Raw genomic sequence first — 17,976 nt, forward strand, 5'->3', positions numbered from 1 at the left:
CTATTCTCCTTTTCCCTTCCATTTCCTCTAAATAAATTCAGAACCTATCTTTCGCTATAACCCGGGGTTTTTCGCCTTTATTTGCGATGGAACCCTCCGCCTGGATTGGTGTACACTAGGAAAACATCCATGACGGGAGTTGGATTCCACTTGAGCCAATTAGTCATCGAGGACTTTTCCGAGCTGCTGCTGTCCGGCAACCATGCCGCCGCCCAGGAGCTCGTCCGCAGCTGGATGGATCGCGGCGCCAACCAGCTCAGCCTGTTCCAGCAGCTGTTCGCTCCGGCGCTGGCGCATATCGGCGGCTTGGGGGCGAGCGGACGGATCAGCGCAGCGGACGAGCAGCTGGCCTGCGGCGTCTTCCAGTGGTTGCTCTGCAAGGTCGAGCAGCCCAATCCGGAGCCGCCGCGCAGCGCCAGGAAAGCTCCGCTTCCGAGGGCGATGCTGCTCGGAGTCGAGGGCGAGGAGCATGACCACGGCCTGCGCATGGCCGCCTCCCTGTTCCGCGAGCGCGGCTGGGATACCCGGCAGTATGGCGCCAGCCTGACGCTGGAGCAGGCGCTCGCGAGCGCTATTCGCTGGAGCCCGGACCTCGTCTGCCTGACGGCCTCCAAGTCCGACCAGCTGCCCGCCCTGCGCACGTACGCCGAATCGTTCTGCCAGCTGCCGGCCGGCCCGGCCGTCCTCGTAAGCGGCCGCCTGGCCCGCCTGCTGGACCTTCAGCCGCTCCTGCCCCGCACGATCGTCGCGCGGGACTACCTGGAGCTTTACGCCTTCCTCGCCGAGACGCCCGCCTCCTTGGAAGCGTACGGGGCCCGCTATGCGAAGGACAGGCTGACGACCGGGTGACGCGGCCGTCCGTTCCGGACGGGGCTGCGAGCCGCTCGGACGGATCGCGCTGCGCGAGGAGGAGCTCTCAGGGCTCTGACCGGGCTTCGGCTCCGGCACTGCGGCCGGCCGAGCGTAGGCCTTCCGTAAGATGAAACGTCGAACAGCCTCGCGCGGATTTCCCGCGCGAGGCTGTTTTTGCTGGGGGCCGATAGAGGGGTTCCGCCGAGCCGAGTCAGGCCAAGCGAATCTCCTGGATGCAGTCGGGCGCCTCGTAGCGCTCGTCGTCGACGGCATTGCTAACCGGATACATGCGCAGCTGGAACGGCTCCAGCGGCTGCAGATGCCGCCGCAGGAACGAGAATTCGCGGATCTCCGGATGCAGCCATTCGTCCATGCCCTCCTCGTCGAGCACGACGGGCAGCCGCTCCTGCCACTGCGAGAGGCTGCCGGAAGCCGGCACGGTGACGATCGTCGCCGCCCGCTCGAGCCGTCCGTCCGGCGAGCGCCATTCCTCGTACAGGCCGGCCATGCCGAACAGCGGACGGCCCTGTACCTGGATATGCATGGCGCGCGGCTGCCGCTGGCGGCCCTCCTCGCGGCGCGCCGCCTTGTCCTCCGCCTCCAGGCGCTCCCAGCCGAACATGCCGCTGCACGGGATGATGCAGCGCCCCCCGGCCAGCATGCGCTTGAAGAACGGCTTGGCCTCCAGCGAGGAGGCGTCGGCGTTGACCGAATCGCGCGCCCAGAACGGGAACAGCCCCCACCGGCCCTCGTCGAGGATGCGCACGCCGTGGCGGTCGTTGCGCACGAGCGGGATCGGCCGGGTGGGCGCGATGTTGTAGCGTGTCGTCTCCAGCGGCTCATGCCTCTGGATGCGGAACTGCTGCTTCAGCTCGCCGATGTCGCTGGCGAGGGAAAAACGGATGCACATGGGGTCTACCTCCCGGATGGTGGCTTGCTGCCCTTAGCATCCGCAGGAGGTGGAATAATATTCATGAAGATCGGGGCTCCGGCGCGAACCGCTTGCGGAAGCGCAGCGGCGGCATGCCGGCATGCGCGGCGAACAGCCGCGTGAAATGCGGCAGCTGCCGGAAGCCGCACGCCTCGGCCACCTGCGCGATCGGCCAGTCGGTCGACAGCAGCAGCAGCTTGGCCTGGTCGAGACGGTAGAACTGCGCGTACTGCTGCGGCGTGCAGCCGTATACCTCGACCATGCAGCGTGCGATGTATACCGCGTGGAGCCCGATCGCCTCCGCCAGCTCGGCGTTGCTCACCGGCTCGAGCCAGCGCTGCTTCATATAGGCGGCCGCCTGCTCGGCCACCGCCCGCGCGGACGCTTCCGGCAGCGCCGGCCGGCCGGCCGCCTCCAGCGCGCGCAGCAGCTCGCCGAAGCGCAGCTGGCGCAGCCAGAAGCCGTCCGGCCCCGGGTCGGCCGCAGCCTCGGCCAGCCGGACGAACGCTTCCTCCGCCTCCCGGGCGTCGATCAGCCGGGGCAGCCGGATCGCATGCGTATAGTGGTCGCCGAGCAGCGAGGGCTCGCCACCGGCGGCCGTCTCCTCCCATTCGCCGGCACTCTGGAAGTGGACGAGCTCGGCCTCCGTCTCTTCGGCGCATGCGCCGCCGCTCCAGCGGGCGCCTCCGGGCGGCAGCAGCAGCGCCTGTCCGGCCTCGGCCGTCCACAGCCGCTCCGCCTCCCGGATCCTCAGCCTGCCTTTGCGCACGTACAGCAGCTCGAACCAACCCAGATCGACCCGGCCGGGGTGCTCCTCTCCCGCGCCGTACGTCCGGCGCCGCGCGTCCACCAGGAACGGCAGCGGCGGACAGCGGAACGTCATGACGGGCATATCCTGCATCGAACCATCTCTCCTGCCTATGAGGCGTAGCGCCCCGATTAAAGGGAAAGGCCGGGCGCCCGCTCGGGGACGCCCGGCTTCCCGGACCGAACCTTATTCTATCAAATTCGCGGCGCTCCGGACAGGCCGGAGCCGGACCCGGCCGATTTCTTGTAGGCGGAAGGCGGCATGCCGGTCGCTTTCTTGAACTTGGCATGGAAGTAGTCCACGTTGCCGTAGCCGACCTTCTCCGCCGCCTGGCGCACCTTCATGCCGCCCTCGAGCATGGCGATCGCGCGCTCGATGCGCAGCTGGTCGAGGTAGGCGTTGAACGAGAGGCCGGTGTGGCTCTTGAACAGCTTGCCGAGATAGCCGCTGTTGTAGCCGTACAGTCCGGCCAGCATCTCCAGCCGCAGCGGCTCGCTGTAATGCCGCTCCATGTACGCGAGCATGCGCCGCAGCACGGAGCCGCTGTCTCCGGCGTCCAGCTCCGCGGAGAGCTCGGCGAGCTGGCGCTCCAGCTCGGCCAGCAGGCCGCCGAGACGGTCCTGACGGTAGACGCCGGCCGCGAGCCCGGCATGCGCCGCCGGAGCGAAGCCGTCGATCGACGAGGCGAGCTCCGACAGCGTCAGCCCGCACAGCTCCGCCATCGCTCCGGCTGCGGCCGGGCGCGAGCTGTCGGCCGCGGCGAAGCTCCACGCCGCCTCCTCCAGCGTCTCGCGCACCCGCTCCGCGTTGCCGGTCTCGACCGCCTGAGCGAGCCGCTTGGCCAGCTGCGCCGTCGCCTCCGGCCCGGGCAGAGGTCCGCGCGCTCCGCCCGGCTCCAGCCGCGCCTCCAGCGGCTCCGGCAGCCGCTCATGGACGAGGTCCGGCTCCAGCACGAAGCGATGCCGCAGCAGCGCCTCCGCCTCGCGGCAGGAGCGGGCCAGCTCGCCCGCTCCCGCGTCCGCGCCGAGCGCGGCGGTGCAGCCTTCCTCCGCCAGCGCCTCCTCCAGCAGCCGCCTCGCGGCCCGCAGCCCGGCCTCGCCTCCGGGCACGAGCAGCACGGCCGCTCCGGCGCGCCGCGCGACCGGCCCGAGCCCGGCTGCCCCCGCATGGGCGGACAGCCGCTCGCGCAGCTGCTCCAGCCTCGCCGCCCCGCCGTCCGGCGGCTCGACGAGCAGCGCCCGCCACGGCCCGGAGCCGCCGGCGAGCGCCGAGCCGGCCGCAGCCTCGGCGAGCGCGCCGTCCTCGCCGTCCAGCAGCGCGAGCAGCGCCGCTTCCCGACCCGCCTCCTCCGCCTGGCCGCGCGCCTCCCGCCGCTCTTCGCGGAGCGCCAGCGAGATGCGCTCGGCGTACGCCTCCAGCTCCTCCTCGTCGACCGGCTTCAGCAGGTAGCCCTCGATGCCGAGCCGGATCGCCTGCTGCGCGTAGGCGAAGTCGGCATGGCCGCTCAGCACGAGCACGCGGCAGGCGCTGTCCAAGCGGCGGATCTCCTCGACCAGCTCCAGCCCGCTGCGCCTCGGCATGCGGATGTCGACGACGACCAGATCCGGCCTCAGCTCGCGGAACTGCCGCAGGCCGTCCTCACCGTCGACCCCGAGCCCCGCCACGCGGAAGCCGTGCCGCTCCCAGTCGACAAGCGTCTGCAGCCCTTCCCGAATCGCCGGCTCGTCGTCGACGATCAGCAGCTTGAACATGATTACCCCTCCTTGTCGCGAATGCGGAAAAAGACCCGCGTGCCATGCCCCTCCCGGCTCTCGACCGTCAAGCCGCTCTCCCGGCCGAAGCCGAGCGCAAGCCGCTGATGCACGTTGCGCAGGCCGATGCGATGGCCCTTGTCCTCCGCCTCGTCATCCAGCGCCTCCCGGACCTGCGCGAGCCGCTCCGGCGGCATGCCGACCCCGTTGTCCGCCACCTCGACCTCCAGCGCTCCGTCCTCCGCCAGCCTGGCGCGGACCGTGACCCGCCCGCCGGAGCCGATGCCCTCCAGGCCGTGCACGACGGCATTCTCGACGAGCGGCTGCACGATCAGCGGCGGCACGAGCGTGGCGCCGGCCGCGCCGGCCGCTTCCAGCTCGTAGGCGAGCCGGTCGCTGCCGTAGCGGAACTTCTGGATCTCCAGGTAATACCGGACGATCTCCAGCTCCTCGGCCAGCGGGATGTGCCGGGAGCCGATCTCGATGTTGTTGCGGATGAGTCGGCCGAGCATGCGCACGACCGAGGCGATCTCCTTCTCGCCCTTCATATGGATGCGCATCCGGATCGATTCCAGCGCGTTGAACAGGAAATGCGGATTGATCTGGCTCGCCATCATCTTGAGCTTGATGTCCCGCTGCCGCACCTCCATGGCGATCCGCTGGCGGTGCGAGTCCTCGACCTCCGCCATCAGCTCGCGGATGTTGGCCACCATCGAGTTGAACTGGCGGGAGAGCAGCCCGATCTCGTCGTTGCCCTGGATGTCGGAGTGCACGCTGAAGTCGCCCTTGCTGATGCGCGACATGTTGCGGTAGAGGACGAGCGTGCGCCGGGTCAGCATCGTAGACACGATCCAGATGAGCACGAAGCCCACCGCCATGCTCGCGCCGAGCACGCCGAGACCGAGCAGCGCGACGCGATTGGCCTCGCCGACGATGCTCTGGACCTGGAACAGGCTCACGATCCGCAGCCCCTCCACGCTGGAGCGGGGCATCAGGTCCTCGATGACGACGCGGTACGCCTCGCCGTCGATCTGCTGCTCATAGGTGCCCGCTCCCAGCTCCGCGATCCCGGGCATGTCGAGCTCCCTCAGGTTGCGGCCGACCCAGGCGCTGTTGCGCGCCGCCGCGATCGTCCCGTCGGCATCCGCAATCATCGTGTCGTACGGCTCCTGCTTCAGCATCGCGTTGAAGAGGGCGGGGTTGACCTCGATGACCAGGATGCCGCTGGAGCGGTACTCCGCGAACGGAATTCGGCGCACCAGGCTGAGCTGCTTGCCGTCCAGCACGGACTCTCCGGCGACGTAGCGCCAGTGGATGCCGTCCCTGCCCATCGCGGCTTGATGCCAGGGCTGGCGGCCGATCTCCGGCGTCTCGAGCACGAACTCCCCGTTGTTCAGCAGCGTCGGGTTGCCGTGGTACAGCCGGATGCCGGACACTTCGCGGTACAGGCTGGACGCGTCGGTGAAGCTCGTGAAGTCCCACAGCGCCTTGGTCGCCTCATACACTGTCTCGTAGCGGCCGGAGGCGACCTCCTTGAGCGACTCGCTGATCATGTAGTCGTCGGACAGGTCGATCGGCACGCGGAGCACGTCCGAGATTTGCGTCACGATCTTGTCTACGTTGTTCGTCGTCTGCCGGGTCGCCTGCTCGAGCACGTTGCTCCGATAGGCCGCCGTCAGGAACAGCCCCGCGATGAGCACGGGGATGAGCACGACGATGAGGAACGCGATGAACAGCTGGTTTTTGAGCCGGAGATTGTGAAAGCTCCGGCTCATCCGGGATGCGAGCGCGCGCATGCGGTTCCCTCTCTCTGCCCGCTTGCCTCGCGAGCCTTATGGGGCAAGCGCTTTCGGCAAGCTTTTTCCTCTATCGTAAGGCAGCGGTTCCCTCGGCACAACCGCCAAAGGCTCCCTGCCCCCTCGGGGGACAGGAAGCCCTGCTTCGTGCCGCGGCGCTGCCGCGCGGCGGGAGCCTTGACTCGTTACTTCGCCGACCACTGCTCCACGCGGTCCTTGACCGCCTGGGTGTAGATCTCCTCCGCCTTCTTGAGGTTGACCTTCTCCAGCTGGGCGAGCATGTCGTCGAACACCTTGTCGAAGTCGGCCGGCTTCGCCAGGATCGCTTCCGGAACCTTCTTCCAGATGATGTCCTCCGCCTTCTTGAAGATGACGTTGTAGTCCGGATCGGTCGGAGCCGGGATGTTCCAGGCCGCGCCGTACGGGCGCTCCTTGAACTCGCTCGGTTTCGGGAACAGGTCGATCCAGGTCGAGGCGCCGTACGCCTGGAGCGTCTCCTTCTCCGCCGCCGTGTAGCCCTCGATGATCTGCTCCGGGAAGTTCGTCGTGTAGTAGTTGCCGCTCGGGTCCTTCACGCCGTCGCCGTAGTGAGGCCCCATGGCGAAGTAGAGTCCGATGCCCGTCTTCTTCGTGAAGTTGCTGTTGTCCTCGGTCTTCTGCTTCTGGATGTCGGCCGGAATGACGCGCTTGCCGTCCTGCACCTGGTAATGCTGGCCCTCGATGCCCCAGTTGCGGAGCACCTGGCCCTCATCGGAGGCGAGCCAGTCGAGGAACTTGATCGCGCGCACCGGGTCCTTGCAGCTCTCGGTGATGGCGATGCCGTAGCCGGCCATGAAGCCCGTCGGCGCGAAGCTGGCGTCCTTGAACTCGGAGGACATCGTCACGGGAAGATGGGCGTACGTGTAGGCCCCGTCTTCCTTCGTCTTGATGGCGTTCTCCGCGTCCGAGTAGCCCCACTCCTGGTCGATCAGGCCGAGCACGCGGCCGCTGGCGATTTTCGCCTTGTACTGGTCGCTCTTCTGCACGAACGCTTCCTTGTCGAGCAGCCCTTCGTTGAACATCTTGTTGAGCCAGCGGATGTATTCGCGCTCTTCCGGACGCTTGATATGGAAGGAAGCCTCGTACGTCTCGGGGTTGATGTAGTATTCGCCGTCGTCCGGCAGGCCCGTCGCCAGGAAGGCCGGGTTCGTCACCGTAATCATGATGCGCCAGTTGTCGGCGTCGAGCGTGAGCGGGATCGTCGGCTGACCGTCCGTCGTCGGATGCTTGGCATAGTACGTCTTGATCGCGTTCTCATAGTCCTCGAGCGTCTTGATCTGCGGGTAGCCGAGCTCCTTGAGCACGCGCTGCTGCAGCTCGAAGCCGCCGCCGGCGTCGAAGTACGTCTGGTCGATGGAATCGTTGGTCGGCAGCACGTAGATCGCTTCGTCTTCCTTGCTGTACTTGAGGCGCTGCATGTACTTGCCGTACACCTTCTTGAGGTTCGGCGCATGCTCCTCGATGAGGTCGGTCAGGTCGAGCACCGCGCCGGCGTCGACGAGCTTGTTGATGTCGCCCTTGGCGAACACCAGGTCCGGGTACTGGCCGCTCGCCGCCATTAGGGCGATCTTGTCCGTGCCGCCGCCGGATACCGCGTATTCGGCCTTGATCGTGACGCCGGTCTTTTCCGTGATCGCCTTGCCGACCTCGTCCTGCATGTTGTTCCAGTTCGGGCTGGCGTCCGCGCCGAAGAACGAGAACGTGATCGGATCGGCCGTAGCCTCTCCGCCCGCATCCGTTCCCGCGTTCGTGCCGGCGTTCGTAGCCGGAGCATTGCCGTTGCCGTTGCCGTTGCCGCTGCAGCCGGCCGATACAGCCAGCATTCCCGCCAGCACCAGCATCGACGCGGTCCGCGTCTTTCTTCTGTGCAGTACCTTCATGTGTGTTTGGCCTCCCATTCGTTTATGACCCTGACCTTGCCGCTCGATGCCATGCCGATGATCCGGCTTTTGCAAAAATGAAGCGCATACAACTTGCTTGTATTAGAAGGGCCGCAGGAAGCGGCCCGGCTAACCGGTGATGGGGGCGTACAAGCGGAACCCTTGCCTGCCGCCCATGGAACGGGCCGGGCGGCTGCCGTTCCGCAGGGTCAAGCCGTCTCGGAACAGGCGCTTCTGGCTCTTGTCCCCGCTAGGCCTTGACCGCGCCGAGCGTCATGCCGCCGACGAAGTACCGCTGAAGGAACGGATACACGACGAGGATCGGCACGGTGACGACGATCGTGATCGCCATCTTGATCGACTCCGGCGACACCTGATTCATCAGCTTGGACATGTCCTCGTTGCTGCCCCGCATGTTGGCTCCGCCCTGCTGCGTGCTCTGAAGCACCTTCATCAGCTCGTACTGCAGCGTCGTCCACGTCTCGTTCGAGCCGTTGTACAGGTAGGTGTCGAACCAGGCGTTCCACTGGCCGACCGCCAGGAACAGCGCGATCGTGGCGAGCGCCGGCTTGCAGAGCGGCAGGATGATGCGCCAGTAGATCGTGAAGTCGTTCGCGCCGTCGAGCTTGGCCGACTCCTGCAAGGCGTACGGCAGCCCGTCGATGAACGAGCGGATGATGAACACGTTGAACGCGCCGACCATGCCCGGCAGCACATAGATCCAGAACGTGCCGATCAGGTTCAGGTCCCGCATGAGCAGGTACACCGGGATGAGGCCGCCGGAGAAGTACATCGTCAGCGCCAGGAACACCGAGACGAAGCGGCGCGCCTGGAAGTCCACGCGGCTGAGCGTGAACGCCAGCATCGAGGCGCTGACGAGTCCGAGCAGCGTGCCTACGACCGTCCGCAGCACCGATACCTGCAAGCCCTGGAGCAGGCCCTCGTAGGCGAAGATGACACGGTAGTTCTCGAACGTGAACTGCCTCGGGAAGATGCTGATGCCTCCCCGCACCGTGTCCTGGGAGTTGTTGAGCGAGATCGCCAGCACGTTCAGGAACGGATAGAGCGTGACGACGAGGAGCACCAGCATGATGATGATATTGATGACGTCGAACGTTTTCTCGCCGCGGGTGGCGTTGAAGCTGCCCGCCGTTGCCCTTGCCATGGAACCCCCTCCTTACATGATGCTTTCCTTGGTGACCTTCTTCAGCACGCCGTTGGCGGCGAACAGGAGCAGGATGCTGACCACCGAGTTGAAGATGCCGATGGCCGTGCCGAAGCTGAACCGGCTCAGGTTGAGGCCGTAGTTCAGGGCGTATAGGTCGAGCACCTCGGAGTAGTCCATGACCAGGTTGTTGCCGAGCAGGAACTGCTTCTCGAAGCCGATGCTGATGAGATGGCCGATGCTCATGATGAGCAGCACCGAGATCGTCGTGCGGATGCCCGGCAGCGTGATGTGCCACATCTGCTTGAGCCGGTTCGCGCCGTCGACTCGCGAGGCCTCGTACAGCTCCGGGTCGATGCCGGAGATAGCGGCCAGGTAGATGATCGCGTTCCAGCCGAGCTCCTTCCACAGGTCGGAGGCGGTGACGATGCCCCAGAACCACTCCCCCTTGGCGAGGAACTGGATCGGCTCGTCGATCAGGTTCAGGCCGAGCAGCAGGTCGTTCACCGCGCCGCCTTCGGTGGACAGCATCTTGGTGACGATGCCGGCGACGACGACCCAGGAGACGAAGTGAGGCAGATACGATATCGTCTGCACCGTCCGCTTGAAGTATTTTCCTCTCAGCTCGCTGAGCAGCACCGCGAACAGGATCGGCACCGTGAACCCGACGATCAGCCCCATGAAGCTCATCGCCAGCGTGTTGCGCAGCACCAGGTAGAAGCGCTCGTCCGTGAACAGGTCGACGAAGTGCTTGAAGCCGACCCAGTCCTGCTCCATGAACGTCCGGCCCGGCTTGAAGTTCTGGAACGCCATCGTCCAGCCCCACAGCGGCAGGTAGCTGAACACGAACACCCATAGCACGAACGGAATGGACATGAAGTAGAGCACCTTCTGCGACTTCATCTTGCTCCAGAAGCGGGAGAGTCCGCTCTGCCCGGCCACGGCCGCAGCCGCCTGCTTGCCGGGCGTCTTGTCTGTGTATGCTTCCAAGGCTGCTCTCGACCTCCTTGCCTGGGGACGCGCCTTGACGGCGCGCCTTCCGAGGCTGTCTCGGCTGGCGGATGCCCGCAGACGCATGCCGGGCGCGGCTCGCCTGCAGGCAACGGGCGCCGGCGCGTCGCCTGGCGGCGCGTTTTACGGGCGCATCTGCACGCTTTCGCCGCGGCGAGCCGACTGCGGATTCGACAGCGCTCCGTCGGAGCGCCGCTCGGCCGGTTGCCGTTTGTCCGCCAACCTCATGCCTTCATGGTAACGCATACAGAATGCGCTTCCTACGGGATGAATCAGGGCGAAAATCAGATAGAAATCGGAGATTTGTGAAAGCGATTTCGTCAAGGCGGATAGACGCTCGGCTGGGACCGCAGGTCGGCAGCAAGGAGCGCAGGTCGGCGGCTCGGACCCCGGGTCGGCGGCTGGGACCGCAGGTCGGCGGATCGGACCCCGGGTCGGCGGCTCGGACCGCAGGTCGGCGGCTCGGACCGCAGGTCGGCGGCTGGACCGCAGGTCGGCGGCTGGACCGCAGGTCGGCGGATCGGACCCCGGGTCGGCAGCAAGGAGCGCGAGTCGGCGGCTGGGCTGTATGAACGTCTTTATGAGCAGGATGGATAGGGTCATTCCCTGGTTCCTCTTAAGCCCCCTAATTGGAATGGAGAGTACCCTAGGGAATCAGGTACACTTAATCCAAGAGGTGATGAGGACGATGAGACAACGGAATCAGGTCTTTGAAGAAGTCCGCAACAAGGTGGCTCAGGAGGCGCTGGCTGGGATCCGGACCGGCGTGCTTGCACGGAAGTATGATGTTTCTCCAAAGACCATCCGCAATTGGGTGCGGGAGTACCAGGAAAAGATGGGCGACGATGCCCTCCCGACGATCGACCAGCGGATCGACGACGCCAAGCGGCTGGCGGAGCTAGAAGCCAAATACGATCAGGCGCTGAAGGCATTAGGCGAGAAAGAGCTGGAAAACAAAATTCTGCAGGAACTTGTAAAAAAGACCCGCCCTGCCTCGATGAACGGCTTGCCGTCGCCGAATCATTCATCGAGCAGGGACACGCGGTAGCTCCTGTTCTTCGCACCTCCGGTGTCTCCAGCTCGACGTACTATAGCCGTCGGAGCCGGATCGATTCGGACCGGCCAGCTCCAGTCTCTGTCGGGCGTCCCTGCTCCTCCTTCACCCTCACCCGATCCGGAAAGCCAATCTGCAACGAGCAGGTCAAAGAATGGCTGCTCGAGCTTGTTTCCGGCGAAGAGCACGGCTACGGCTATTCCATGCTGACGGACTGCCTGCGCAGCCAATACAACCTTGTCATCAACAAGAAAAAGGCGTACCGGTTCTGCCAAGAGCTCGGCGTGCTTCATTCCCAACGAAAAAAGCAAGTGCAGCATCCCCGGCGGTTGGCGCGAAACCATACCATTACCGGATCCAACCAGCTGTGGCAGCTGGATATTAAATATGGCTACGTGGCTGGCTACGGCCAATTTTTCTTCCTTGCGGATATGATTGATGTGTTTGACCGTACGATTGTGGGCTACCATCTGGGCTCCAGCTGCAGCGCCAAGTCGGTGTGCAGCATGGTGAAGCGTGCGCTAGAACAGCGAATTGCCCCAGGCGCAGCCATGCCGATTATTCGTACGGACAATGGACCTCAATTCGTGAGCCGCGCCTTTGGAGAGCTTGCGCAGCAGGCAGGATTTGTCCACGAACGCATCCCGCCCAAGACGCCGAACATGAATGCGTACATAGAGTCCTTTCATGCCACGCTGGAGCATTGGGTGCTGCGCAAGGAACAGTTCGAGACATTCGATGAAGCCTTCCATGCGGTGGAGGAGTTTATGGATTTTTACAACAACCGCAAGATGCATGGGAGCCTGGCACGACGCTCCCCCGCAGACTTCATGGCGTGGGTCTCCGAGCAAAAACCGGATCTTACCCGATTCCAGCGTGCTGTCTGACCGAGCATGAAGGCCAAAAAAGAAGGTATACAGAGAGACACCCTGATGAAGGGGTCTAGTCTCCACAATTAGGGGGCTGAACCGGTTCCGCCGATCCAAGGCAGATATGTGCCTTGATTTTAGAGGTTCAAGCTCCCTTTTGCTGAACCAAGGCAGATATGTGCCCTGGATTGAGAGGCTCAAGCTCGGTTCCATTCATCCAAGGCAGTTTTATGCCTTGAAGGTTGAATTTCAAGCTCGGTTCCGCTAATCCAAGGCAGTTTTGTGCCTTGAATTCAGATGGCCTAACAAGGCCCCCTCCTCGTTTCCTCGTTTACCGCTTCTCCCGCTAATCGAGGCACTGTCGACTCCCTCGCTCATCCGTTCCACGCTCTACCTTCCGACCAGAGCACTTTCGACTCCCTCGCTCCACGCTCTACCTTCCGACCAGGGCACTTTCGACTCCCTCGCTCATCCGTTCCACGCTCTACCTTCCGACCAGGGCACTCTCGACTCCCTCGCTCCACGTTCTTCCCGCCAACCAGGCTTGCATCCGTCCCACGCCCGTCCCCCTATTCAAAGCACTTTCGTTCCTCATCGGCTCATGCTGCTCCGTCGGCTGCACGCAGCTTGGCCGAGTCGCCGCCGCGCGTTCCCTTGCTAGACTCAGGCCAAAAACAAAAGCCGCCCAGGCATCCCTTGGACGGCTAAGCCTAGCTGAAGGCGAATCCATCGCAGCATCCTGCCAGGGACAGCGACAGGCATGCCCGCTCATCGCGCGGGCATGCCGCTGCGTCACACGCCTTCGCTGCCGCCGGCGCCGCTGCGTCTTCGCTTCCGCCTTGTCGCCGCCTCGCTTGCTCCCGAATCTACGCCTGCAGCTCGACCGTCACCGTCGCCTCGCCGCCCCAGCCGCTCAGCCAGACGGCTCCGTCCTCGAGCCGCGCTCCCGCGCCGGTGACGGACGCCGCCGCCGGCAGGCCGCCGTGCAGCGTCAGGCGCAGCGGCTTGCCTGCGCCGGATACGTGCAGCGTCAGCGTGCCGCCGGAGCGCGACACGCTCGCCGTCAGCTGCGGCGCGCCCTTCAGGTCGCGCACGGCCGCCTCGGCCGAGGCGCCGTCCTCCAGCGCGTACAGCGCCAGCTCGACGCCGTCGGCGTGATCGTAGTCCGGACGGCCGTCCTCCGCGCCGAGCGCGAGCAGCGTGTTCGGCCGCACGAGCAGCGGCAGGCTGAGGAAGCCGTGGCGCTCCTTGCGCCAGCGGCCGCCGGGCACCGTCTCGCCCGTCAGCAACGACGTCCACTCGCCCTCCGGCACGTAGTACGCGACGTCGCCGCTCTCGGTGAAGATCGGCGCGACGAGCAGCGAGCGGCCGAGCATATACTGGCGGTCGAGCGTCTCCGCGGCCGGATCGTCCGGGAACTCCAGCAGCATGGCGCGCATGCCCGGCACGCCCTGCTCGTGCGCCTCGGCCGCCGTATCGTACAGGTACGGCATAAGCTTCATTTTCAGCCGGGTGAACGTCCGCGTCACCTCTACCGACTCCTCGTCATATGCCCAAGGCACCCGGTACGACGTGCTGCCGTGCAGGCGGCTGTGCGTGGACAGCAGGCCGAACTGCAGCCAGCGCTTGAACACATGCGCCGGCGCCGTGTTCTCGAAGCCGCCGATATCGTGGCTCCAGAAGCCGAAGCCGCTCAGTCCGAGCGACAGGCCGCCGCGCAGGCTTTCGGCCATCGACTCGTAGTCGGCGTAGCAGTCCCCGCCCCAGTGCACCGGGAACTGCTGGCCGCCGGCCGTCGCGGAGCGCGCGAACACCGCCGCCTCGCCCTGGCCGAGCTTGCGCTCGATCGCCTCGAACACGACCTTGTTGTACAGGAAGGTGTAGTAGTTGTGCATGCCCTGCGGGTCCGAGCCGTCATGGTACGCGGCATCCGTCGGGATGCGCTCGCCGAAGTCCGTCTTGAAGCTGTCGACGCCCATGTCCATCAGCTCGTCCAGATAACCCGCGTACCACGCGCAGGCGTCCGGGTTGGTGAAGTCGACGAGCGCCATGCCCGGCTGCCACAGGTTCGTCTGCCACAGGCCGCCGCCCGGCTTGCGCAGCAGGTAGCCGCGCTCCTTGCCCTCGCGGAACAGCCGCGAGCGCTGCCCGATGTACGGGTTGATCCAGACGCAGACGCGCAGGCCTTTGTCCTTGAGCCGCTTCAACATGCCGGCCGGATCGGGGAAGACGCGCTCGTCCCACTTGAAGTCCGTCCAGTGGAATTCCTTCATCCAGAAGCAGTCGAAATGGAACACCGACAGCGGCAGGTCGCGCTCCGCCATCCCGTCCACGAATGAAGTCACCGTCGCCTCGTCGTACTCTGTCGTGAACGACGTCGACAGCCACAGGCCGAACGACCACGCCGGCGGCAGCGCCGGCTTGCCGGTCAGATCGGTGTAGCGGCCGAGCACCTCCTTTGGCGTCGGGCCGTCGACGACATAATAGTCCAGCGTCTCGCCGGGGAGGCTGAACTGCACCTTCTTGACCTTTTCCGAGGCGACCTCCAGCGACACCGCGCCGGGCTCGTCGACGAACACGCCGTAGCCGCGGCTCGTCAGGTAGAACGGGATGTTCTTGTACGCCTGCTCGGAGCTCGTGCCGCCGTCCTTGTTCCAGATGTCCACGATCTGGCCGTTCTTCACGAACGAGGTGAAGCGCTCGCCGAGGCCGTACACGCTCTCCCCGACCGTCAGATCCAGCTCCTCGCGGGTGTACGGCTCGCCGTCCGGCCCCGTCACATGGGCGATCGACTTGAACGCGCTGCCCGTCAGCCTCTCCTCTCCCCGATAAAAGGCCATCGACCACTGCGGCCCTTTGCTCATGCGCAGGGAAAGGCTTCCGCTCGTCAGCTCGGCGTAGTCGTCCGTCTCGCGGATCGCGGCGAAGCTGTCCGGGCTTGCCGCCCGGCTCAGCTCGAAGCGCGGGCCTCGCTCCCGCCCGCCCTCGAAGTGGGAGATGCTCACGCCGATGATGCCCTCGCGCGGCGCATGGGCGCGCACGGTCAGCAGCTGCGTGTTGATCATCGCGCCGCGGCCGGGGAGCGGCGTCGTGGAGAGGTAGGCGGTCAGGCCGCCGTCCTCGGAGACGATCTCATGCGCCTGCACGGCGCCGTCGATGGCGAAGCCTTCGCGGACGAGCCAGTTTCCGTCGGTGAATTTCATGGGGAGGAACCATCCTTCCGTATCGGGAGTGTAAGCGTTATACTGACAGTATACCGATGGACGGACGGTTCATCTTGCAGATTTACGCGAACTTTCTAACACAATTCTGATCGACGAGGAGCGGAAGCGCGGCTATGGACAACGAGAAGGCCTCGCTGGAAGGCGGCGGGCAGCCGATGGTTGATCCGGACGGAGCAGAAGAAGCGGATTCAAGGAGAGACACGGGCTTGGCAGGAGATGAAACTTCACGGGAGAGGCGGATTCGATGAGAGACGGGGGCTTGGCGCGAGACGGGGCTTCGACGGGAGAGGCGGATTCGATGAGAGACGGGGCTTCGACGGGAGAGGCGGATTCGATGAGAGACGGGGCTTCGACGGGAGAGGCGGATTCGGCGCAAGGCGAGCCGTTTGGCTCTGCAGCAGGAAGCGCCGAGCGCAAGGAGCGCTTCGAGCGCCTGCGGGAGGCCCGCCACCACAACGAGGCGCGCCGGCTGTTCGGCAGCTACGAGTATCGGTACGGTCCAGGCGAGCATGTGATCGAGGCGCACTGGCATGAGGAGATGGAGTGGCTGTACGTCGCCGAGGGGGAGACGCTGCTGCAGATCGGCACGGAAAGCCTGCTGCTGCAGGCGGGCGAGGCGGCGTTCGTGCCCAGCGGGGAGCTGCATGCCGCCCATGCGAGCGGGCGCGCCGGCTGCCGCTTCTTCGCGCTCGTCTTCCATGGCGCGCTGCTGTCGGGCGCGGCATTCGACGCCGTGGAGGAGCGGGTCGTGCTGCCGCTGCTGGAGCGGCGCGCGCTGTTCCCACGGCATGCGCGGCCGGAGGAGCCGGCGGGCGCGCTGCTGCTCGGCGAGCTCGCGCTGCTGCGGCAGGCGTGCCGCGAGCGGCCGCCCGGCTGGGAGGCGGCGGTGAAAGGCCGGCTGCTGCTCATGCTAGCCGGGACGCACGCGCTCGGCGCGGCGGAGGACCGGCGCGCCGGCGCGGACGGCGGTCCGGCGAGCGCGGAGGCGGCGGACGCGTCCAAGGTCGAGCGGCTCAAGCGGGTCATCTCGCATCTGCAGGAGCATTACGGACGCCCGATCCGCATCGCCGAGCTGGCCGGACTAGCCGCCATGAGCGAAGGGCATTTCAGCCGCTTCTTCCGTGAAATGACCGGCCAGACGCCGATCGCCTACCTCAACGCGCTGCGGGTGCGCCGCGCCGCCGAGCGTCTTCGCCGGACAGAGCTGCGCATCGCCGACATCGCGCTGGAATGCGGCTTCGACAACATCAGCTACTTCGTGCGCCAGTTCCAGCGGCAGCTCAAAGAAACGCCGTCGGCATTCCGACGGCGCAACGGGCAGAAGTAGCTTATCCTGTATTTCTTTTCCTGTGTTCGCTTTTCACCCTAGCAAATATTGGTATAGTTGATTCAAGAAATGCGCATAGGCATTAAGGGCTATTCGTGGAAGTGTTTCAGGCGTTATCCCTCATGTTCATGTTCGGGATGTTCCTGTTGGCGCTGCTCACGTACCTGAAAAAGAAGTAGACCGCCCACACCCCTGAAAAGGTAAGCGGTCTATTTTGTTACTGCTGACACTTACGGGGGCAAGCCGCCGCTCTTCATGCGGAAGCCATTTCCCGGAGGTCCTGGTGCGACAACACCGGGGCCTCTATCTATTTTTAAGCCTACCACACCCTTTTTATACCAGCAAGGCCGCGATCTAAGCCGATTTCTAGGCCGATTTCAGGCTTGCCCGACCCTACGAAGAAGCTCGAGTCATTCGCCTCCGCACTTCTGCTTGAGCGAATTTCTTCATCTCCATCCCGCCGCAACTGTCCCAGAGTTGTCACATCTAGCGGCCGAGAAAGCGAAACCGCAGCTCGCCTCAGGCGTTACACGGACAAGGGCCGTCTGTCGGCGGCCATGCCAGGGCCGATCCGCCTCTGGGCTTGCAGCCGGCCGCTGTCTTATCGTCTTCATTATCCAAGGAGGTTCCCATGCTTAAAACGGCTGTCGGCCGCTTCCGGTTCATCGCGTTGCTGGAAGGCTGGTCTTTTCTGATCCTGCTGTTCATCGCCATGCCGATCAAATACTTGGGCGGCTGGGGCTTGCCCGTCACGATCGTCGGCGCCGCCCACGGCGGACTGTTCGTGCTGTATATGATCGCGCTGCTGCTCGCCACGATCTCCGCCCGCTGGAAGCTCGGCCGCGTCGTCTTGGCGGTGCTGCTGTCGTTCGTGCCGTTCGGCACGTTCTGGCTCGATGCCCGCATCAAGCGCGATCCGGCTTAAAGACCGGGTGAATTCTACAAAACATCGGAACGCCCAAATGGGACGAGGAGGGGGCAACCTCTTCTCGTCCCATTTAAGTTCTCCGCCGCTTCCCCATCCAAGGCCCTTTTGTGCCTTGGATTTACTCTTTCTGCCCGGTTCCAAGCATCCAAGGCCCTTTTGTGCCTTGGATTTACTCTTTCTGCCCGGTTCCAAGCGTCCAAGGCCCTTTTGTGCCTTGGATTTGCTCTTCCTGCCCCATTCCGAGCATCCAAGGCCCTTTTGTGCCTTGGATTTGCTCTTCCTGCCCGGTTCCGAGCATCCAAGGCCCTTTTGTGCCTTGGATTTTAATTTTCAGGAACATG

16 protein-coding genes are annotated in these 17,976 nt (G+C 65.0%); 6 read left to right on the forward strand and 10 right to left on the reverse strand.

From position 1 onward, the window contains the following. Positions 1–150: 150 nt before the first annotated feature. A complete protein-coding gene (locus HGI30_RS20565; RefSeq protein ID WP_168909221.1) occupies positions 151–849 on the forward strand; it encodes a cobalamin B12-binding domain-containing protein in 699 nt (232 codons plus the stop codon). A gap of 214 nt (positions 850–1,063) precedes the next feature. On the opposite strand, the gene HGI30_RS20570 is transcribed toward HGI30_RS20565, so the two are convergent. From HGI30_RS20570 to HGI30_RS23490, 8 genes are all read right to left on the reverse strand, one after another. Then, positions 1,064–1,762, reverse strand: a complete 699-nt coding sequence (locus HGI30_RS20570; RefSeq protein WP_168909222.1) for an SOS response-associated peptidase — start codon at positions 1,760–1,762, stop codon at positions 1,064–1,066. Positions 1,763–1,823: 61 nt separating this feature from the next. Then, entirely contained in the window at positions 1,824–2,684 is an 861-nt protein-coding gene (locus HGI30_RS20575) for an AraC family transcriptional regulator (RefSeq protein ID WP_168909223.1), read from the reverse strand. 101 nt (positions 2,685–2,785) lie between these two features. Next, positions 2,786–4,342: a response regulator gene (locus HGI30_RS20580; RefSeq protein ID WP_168909224.1), complete on the reverse strand. Its 1,557-nt coding sequence runs from the start codon at positions 4,340–4,342 to the stop codon at positions 2,786–2,788. A 2-nt stretch (positions 4,343–4,344) separates the two neighbouring features. Beyond that, a complete protein-coding gene (locus HGI30_RS20585; protein WP_168909225.1) occupies positions 4,345–6,138 on the reverse strand; it encodes a sensor histidine kinase in 1,794 nt (597 codons plus the stop codon). A gap of 185 nt (positions 6,139–6,323) precedes the next feature. Further along, entirely contained in the window at positions 6,324–8,048 is a 1,725-nt protein-coding gene (locus HGI30_RS20590) for an ABC transporter substrate-binding protein (RefSeq protein WP_168910014.1), read from the reverse strand. Between the two features lie 259 nt (positions 8,049–8,307). After that, entirely contained in the window at positions 8,308–9,222 is a 915-nt protein-coding gene (locus HGI30_RS20595; protein WP_168909226.1) for a carbohydrate ABC transporter permease, read from the reverse strand. Positions 9,223–9,234: 12 nt separating this feature from the next. Beyond that, entirely contained in the window at positions 9,235–10,125 is an 891-nt protein-coding gene (locus HGI30_RS20600) for an ABC transporter permease (RefSeq protein ID WP_168910015.1), read from the reverse strand. A gap of 231 nt (positions 10,126–10,356) precedes the next feature. Next, the gene (locus HGI30_RS23490) at positions 10,357–10,479 is read right to left on the reverse strand and encodes a hypothetical protein (protein ID WP_268957816.1); all 123 of its coding nucleotides are present in this window, start codon (positions 10,477–10,479) and stop codon (positions 10,357–10,359) included. 442 nt (positions 10,480–10,921) lie between these two features. On the opposite strand from HGI30_RS23490, the gene HGI30_RS20605 reads away from it, so the two are divergent. Together HGI30_RS20605 and HGI30_RS20610 are read left to right on the forward strand one after the other, a co-directional pair. Next, positions 10,922–11,281 carry a transposase gene (locus tag HGI30_RS20605; RefSeq protein WP_168906656.1) on the forward strand — a complete coding sequence of 120 codons (360 nt, stop codon included), beginning with the start codon at positions 10,922–10,924 and terminating at the stop codon, positions 11,279–11,281. Further along, entirely contained in the window at positions 11,260–12,174 is a 915-nt protein-coding gene (locus tag HGI30_RS20610; protein WP_235680407.1) for an IS3 family transposase, read from the forward strand. The genes HGI30_RS20605 and HGI30_RS20610 overlap by 22 nt, the downstream gene beginning before the upstream one ends. 848 nt (positions 12,175–13,022) lie before the next feature. Here the strand turns inward: HGI30_RS20610 and yicI are convergent. Next, positions 13,023–15,359 carry an alpha-xylosidase gene (gene yicI, locus HGI30_RS20615; RefSeq protein WP_168909227.1) on the reverse strand — a complete coding sequence of 779 codons (2,337 nt, stop codon included), beginning with the start codon at positions 15,357–15,359 and terminating at the stop codon, positions 13,023–13,025. A gap of 265 nt (positions 15,360–15,624) precedes the next feature. Between yicI and HGI30_RS20620 the strand changes: the two genes are divergently transcribed. The 3 genes from HGI30_RS20620 to HGI30_RS20625 all read left to right on the forward strand — a co-directional run bounded on the left by HGI30_RS20620 (position 15,625) and on the right by HGI30_RS20625 (position 17,632). After that, positions 15,625–16,707 carry an AraC family transcriptional regulator gene (locus HGI30_RS20620; protein WP_235680222.1) on the forward strand — a complete coding sequence of 361 codons (1,083 nt, stop codon included), beginning with the start codon at positions 15,625–15,627 and terminating at the stop codon, positions 16,705–16,707. Between the two features lie 101 nt (positions 16,708–16,808). Then, positions 16,809–16,886, forward strand: a complete 78-nt coding sequence (locus HGI30_RS23390; RefSeq protein WP_228551919.1) for a putative holin-like toxin — start codon at positions 16,809–16,811, stop codon at positions 16,884–16,886. A 452-nt stretch (positions 16,887–17,338) separates the two neighbouring features. After that, positions 17,339–17,632 (forward strand): DUF3817 domain-containing protein, encoded by a 294-nt coding sequence (locus HGI30_RS20625; RefSeq protein WP_168909228.1) that lies wholly within the window; start codon positions 17,339–17,341, stop codon positions 17,630–17,632. Between the two features lie 172 nt (positions 17,633–17,804). On the opposite strand, the gene HGI30_RS20630 is transcribed toward HGI30_RS20625, so the two are convergent. Next, positions 17,805–17,975, reverse strand: coding sequence for a hypothetical protein (locus HGI30_RS20630; RefSeq protein ID WP_168909229.1), 171 nt, complete (start codon positions 17,973–17,975; stop codon positions 17,805–17,807). Between the last annotated feature and the right edge of the window lies 1 nt (position 17,976).

The organism is Paenibacillus albicereus (assembly GCF_012676905.1).
Taxonomy (GTDB): Bacteria; Bacillota; Bacilli; order Paenibacillales; family Paenibacillaceae; genus Paenibacillus_O; species Paenibacillus_O albicereus.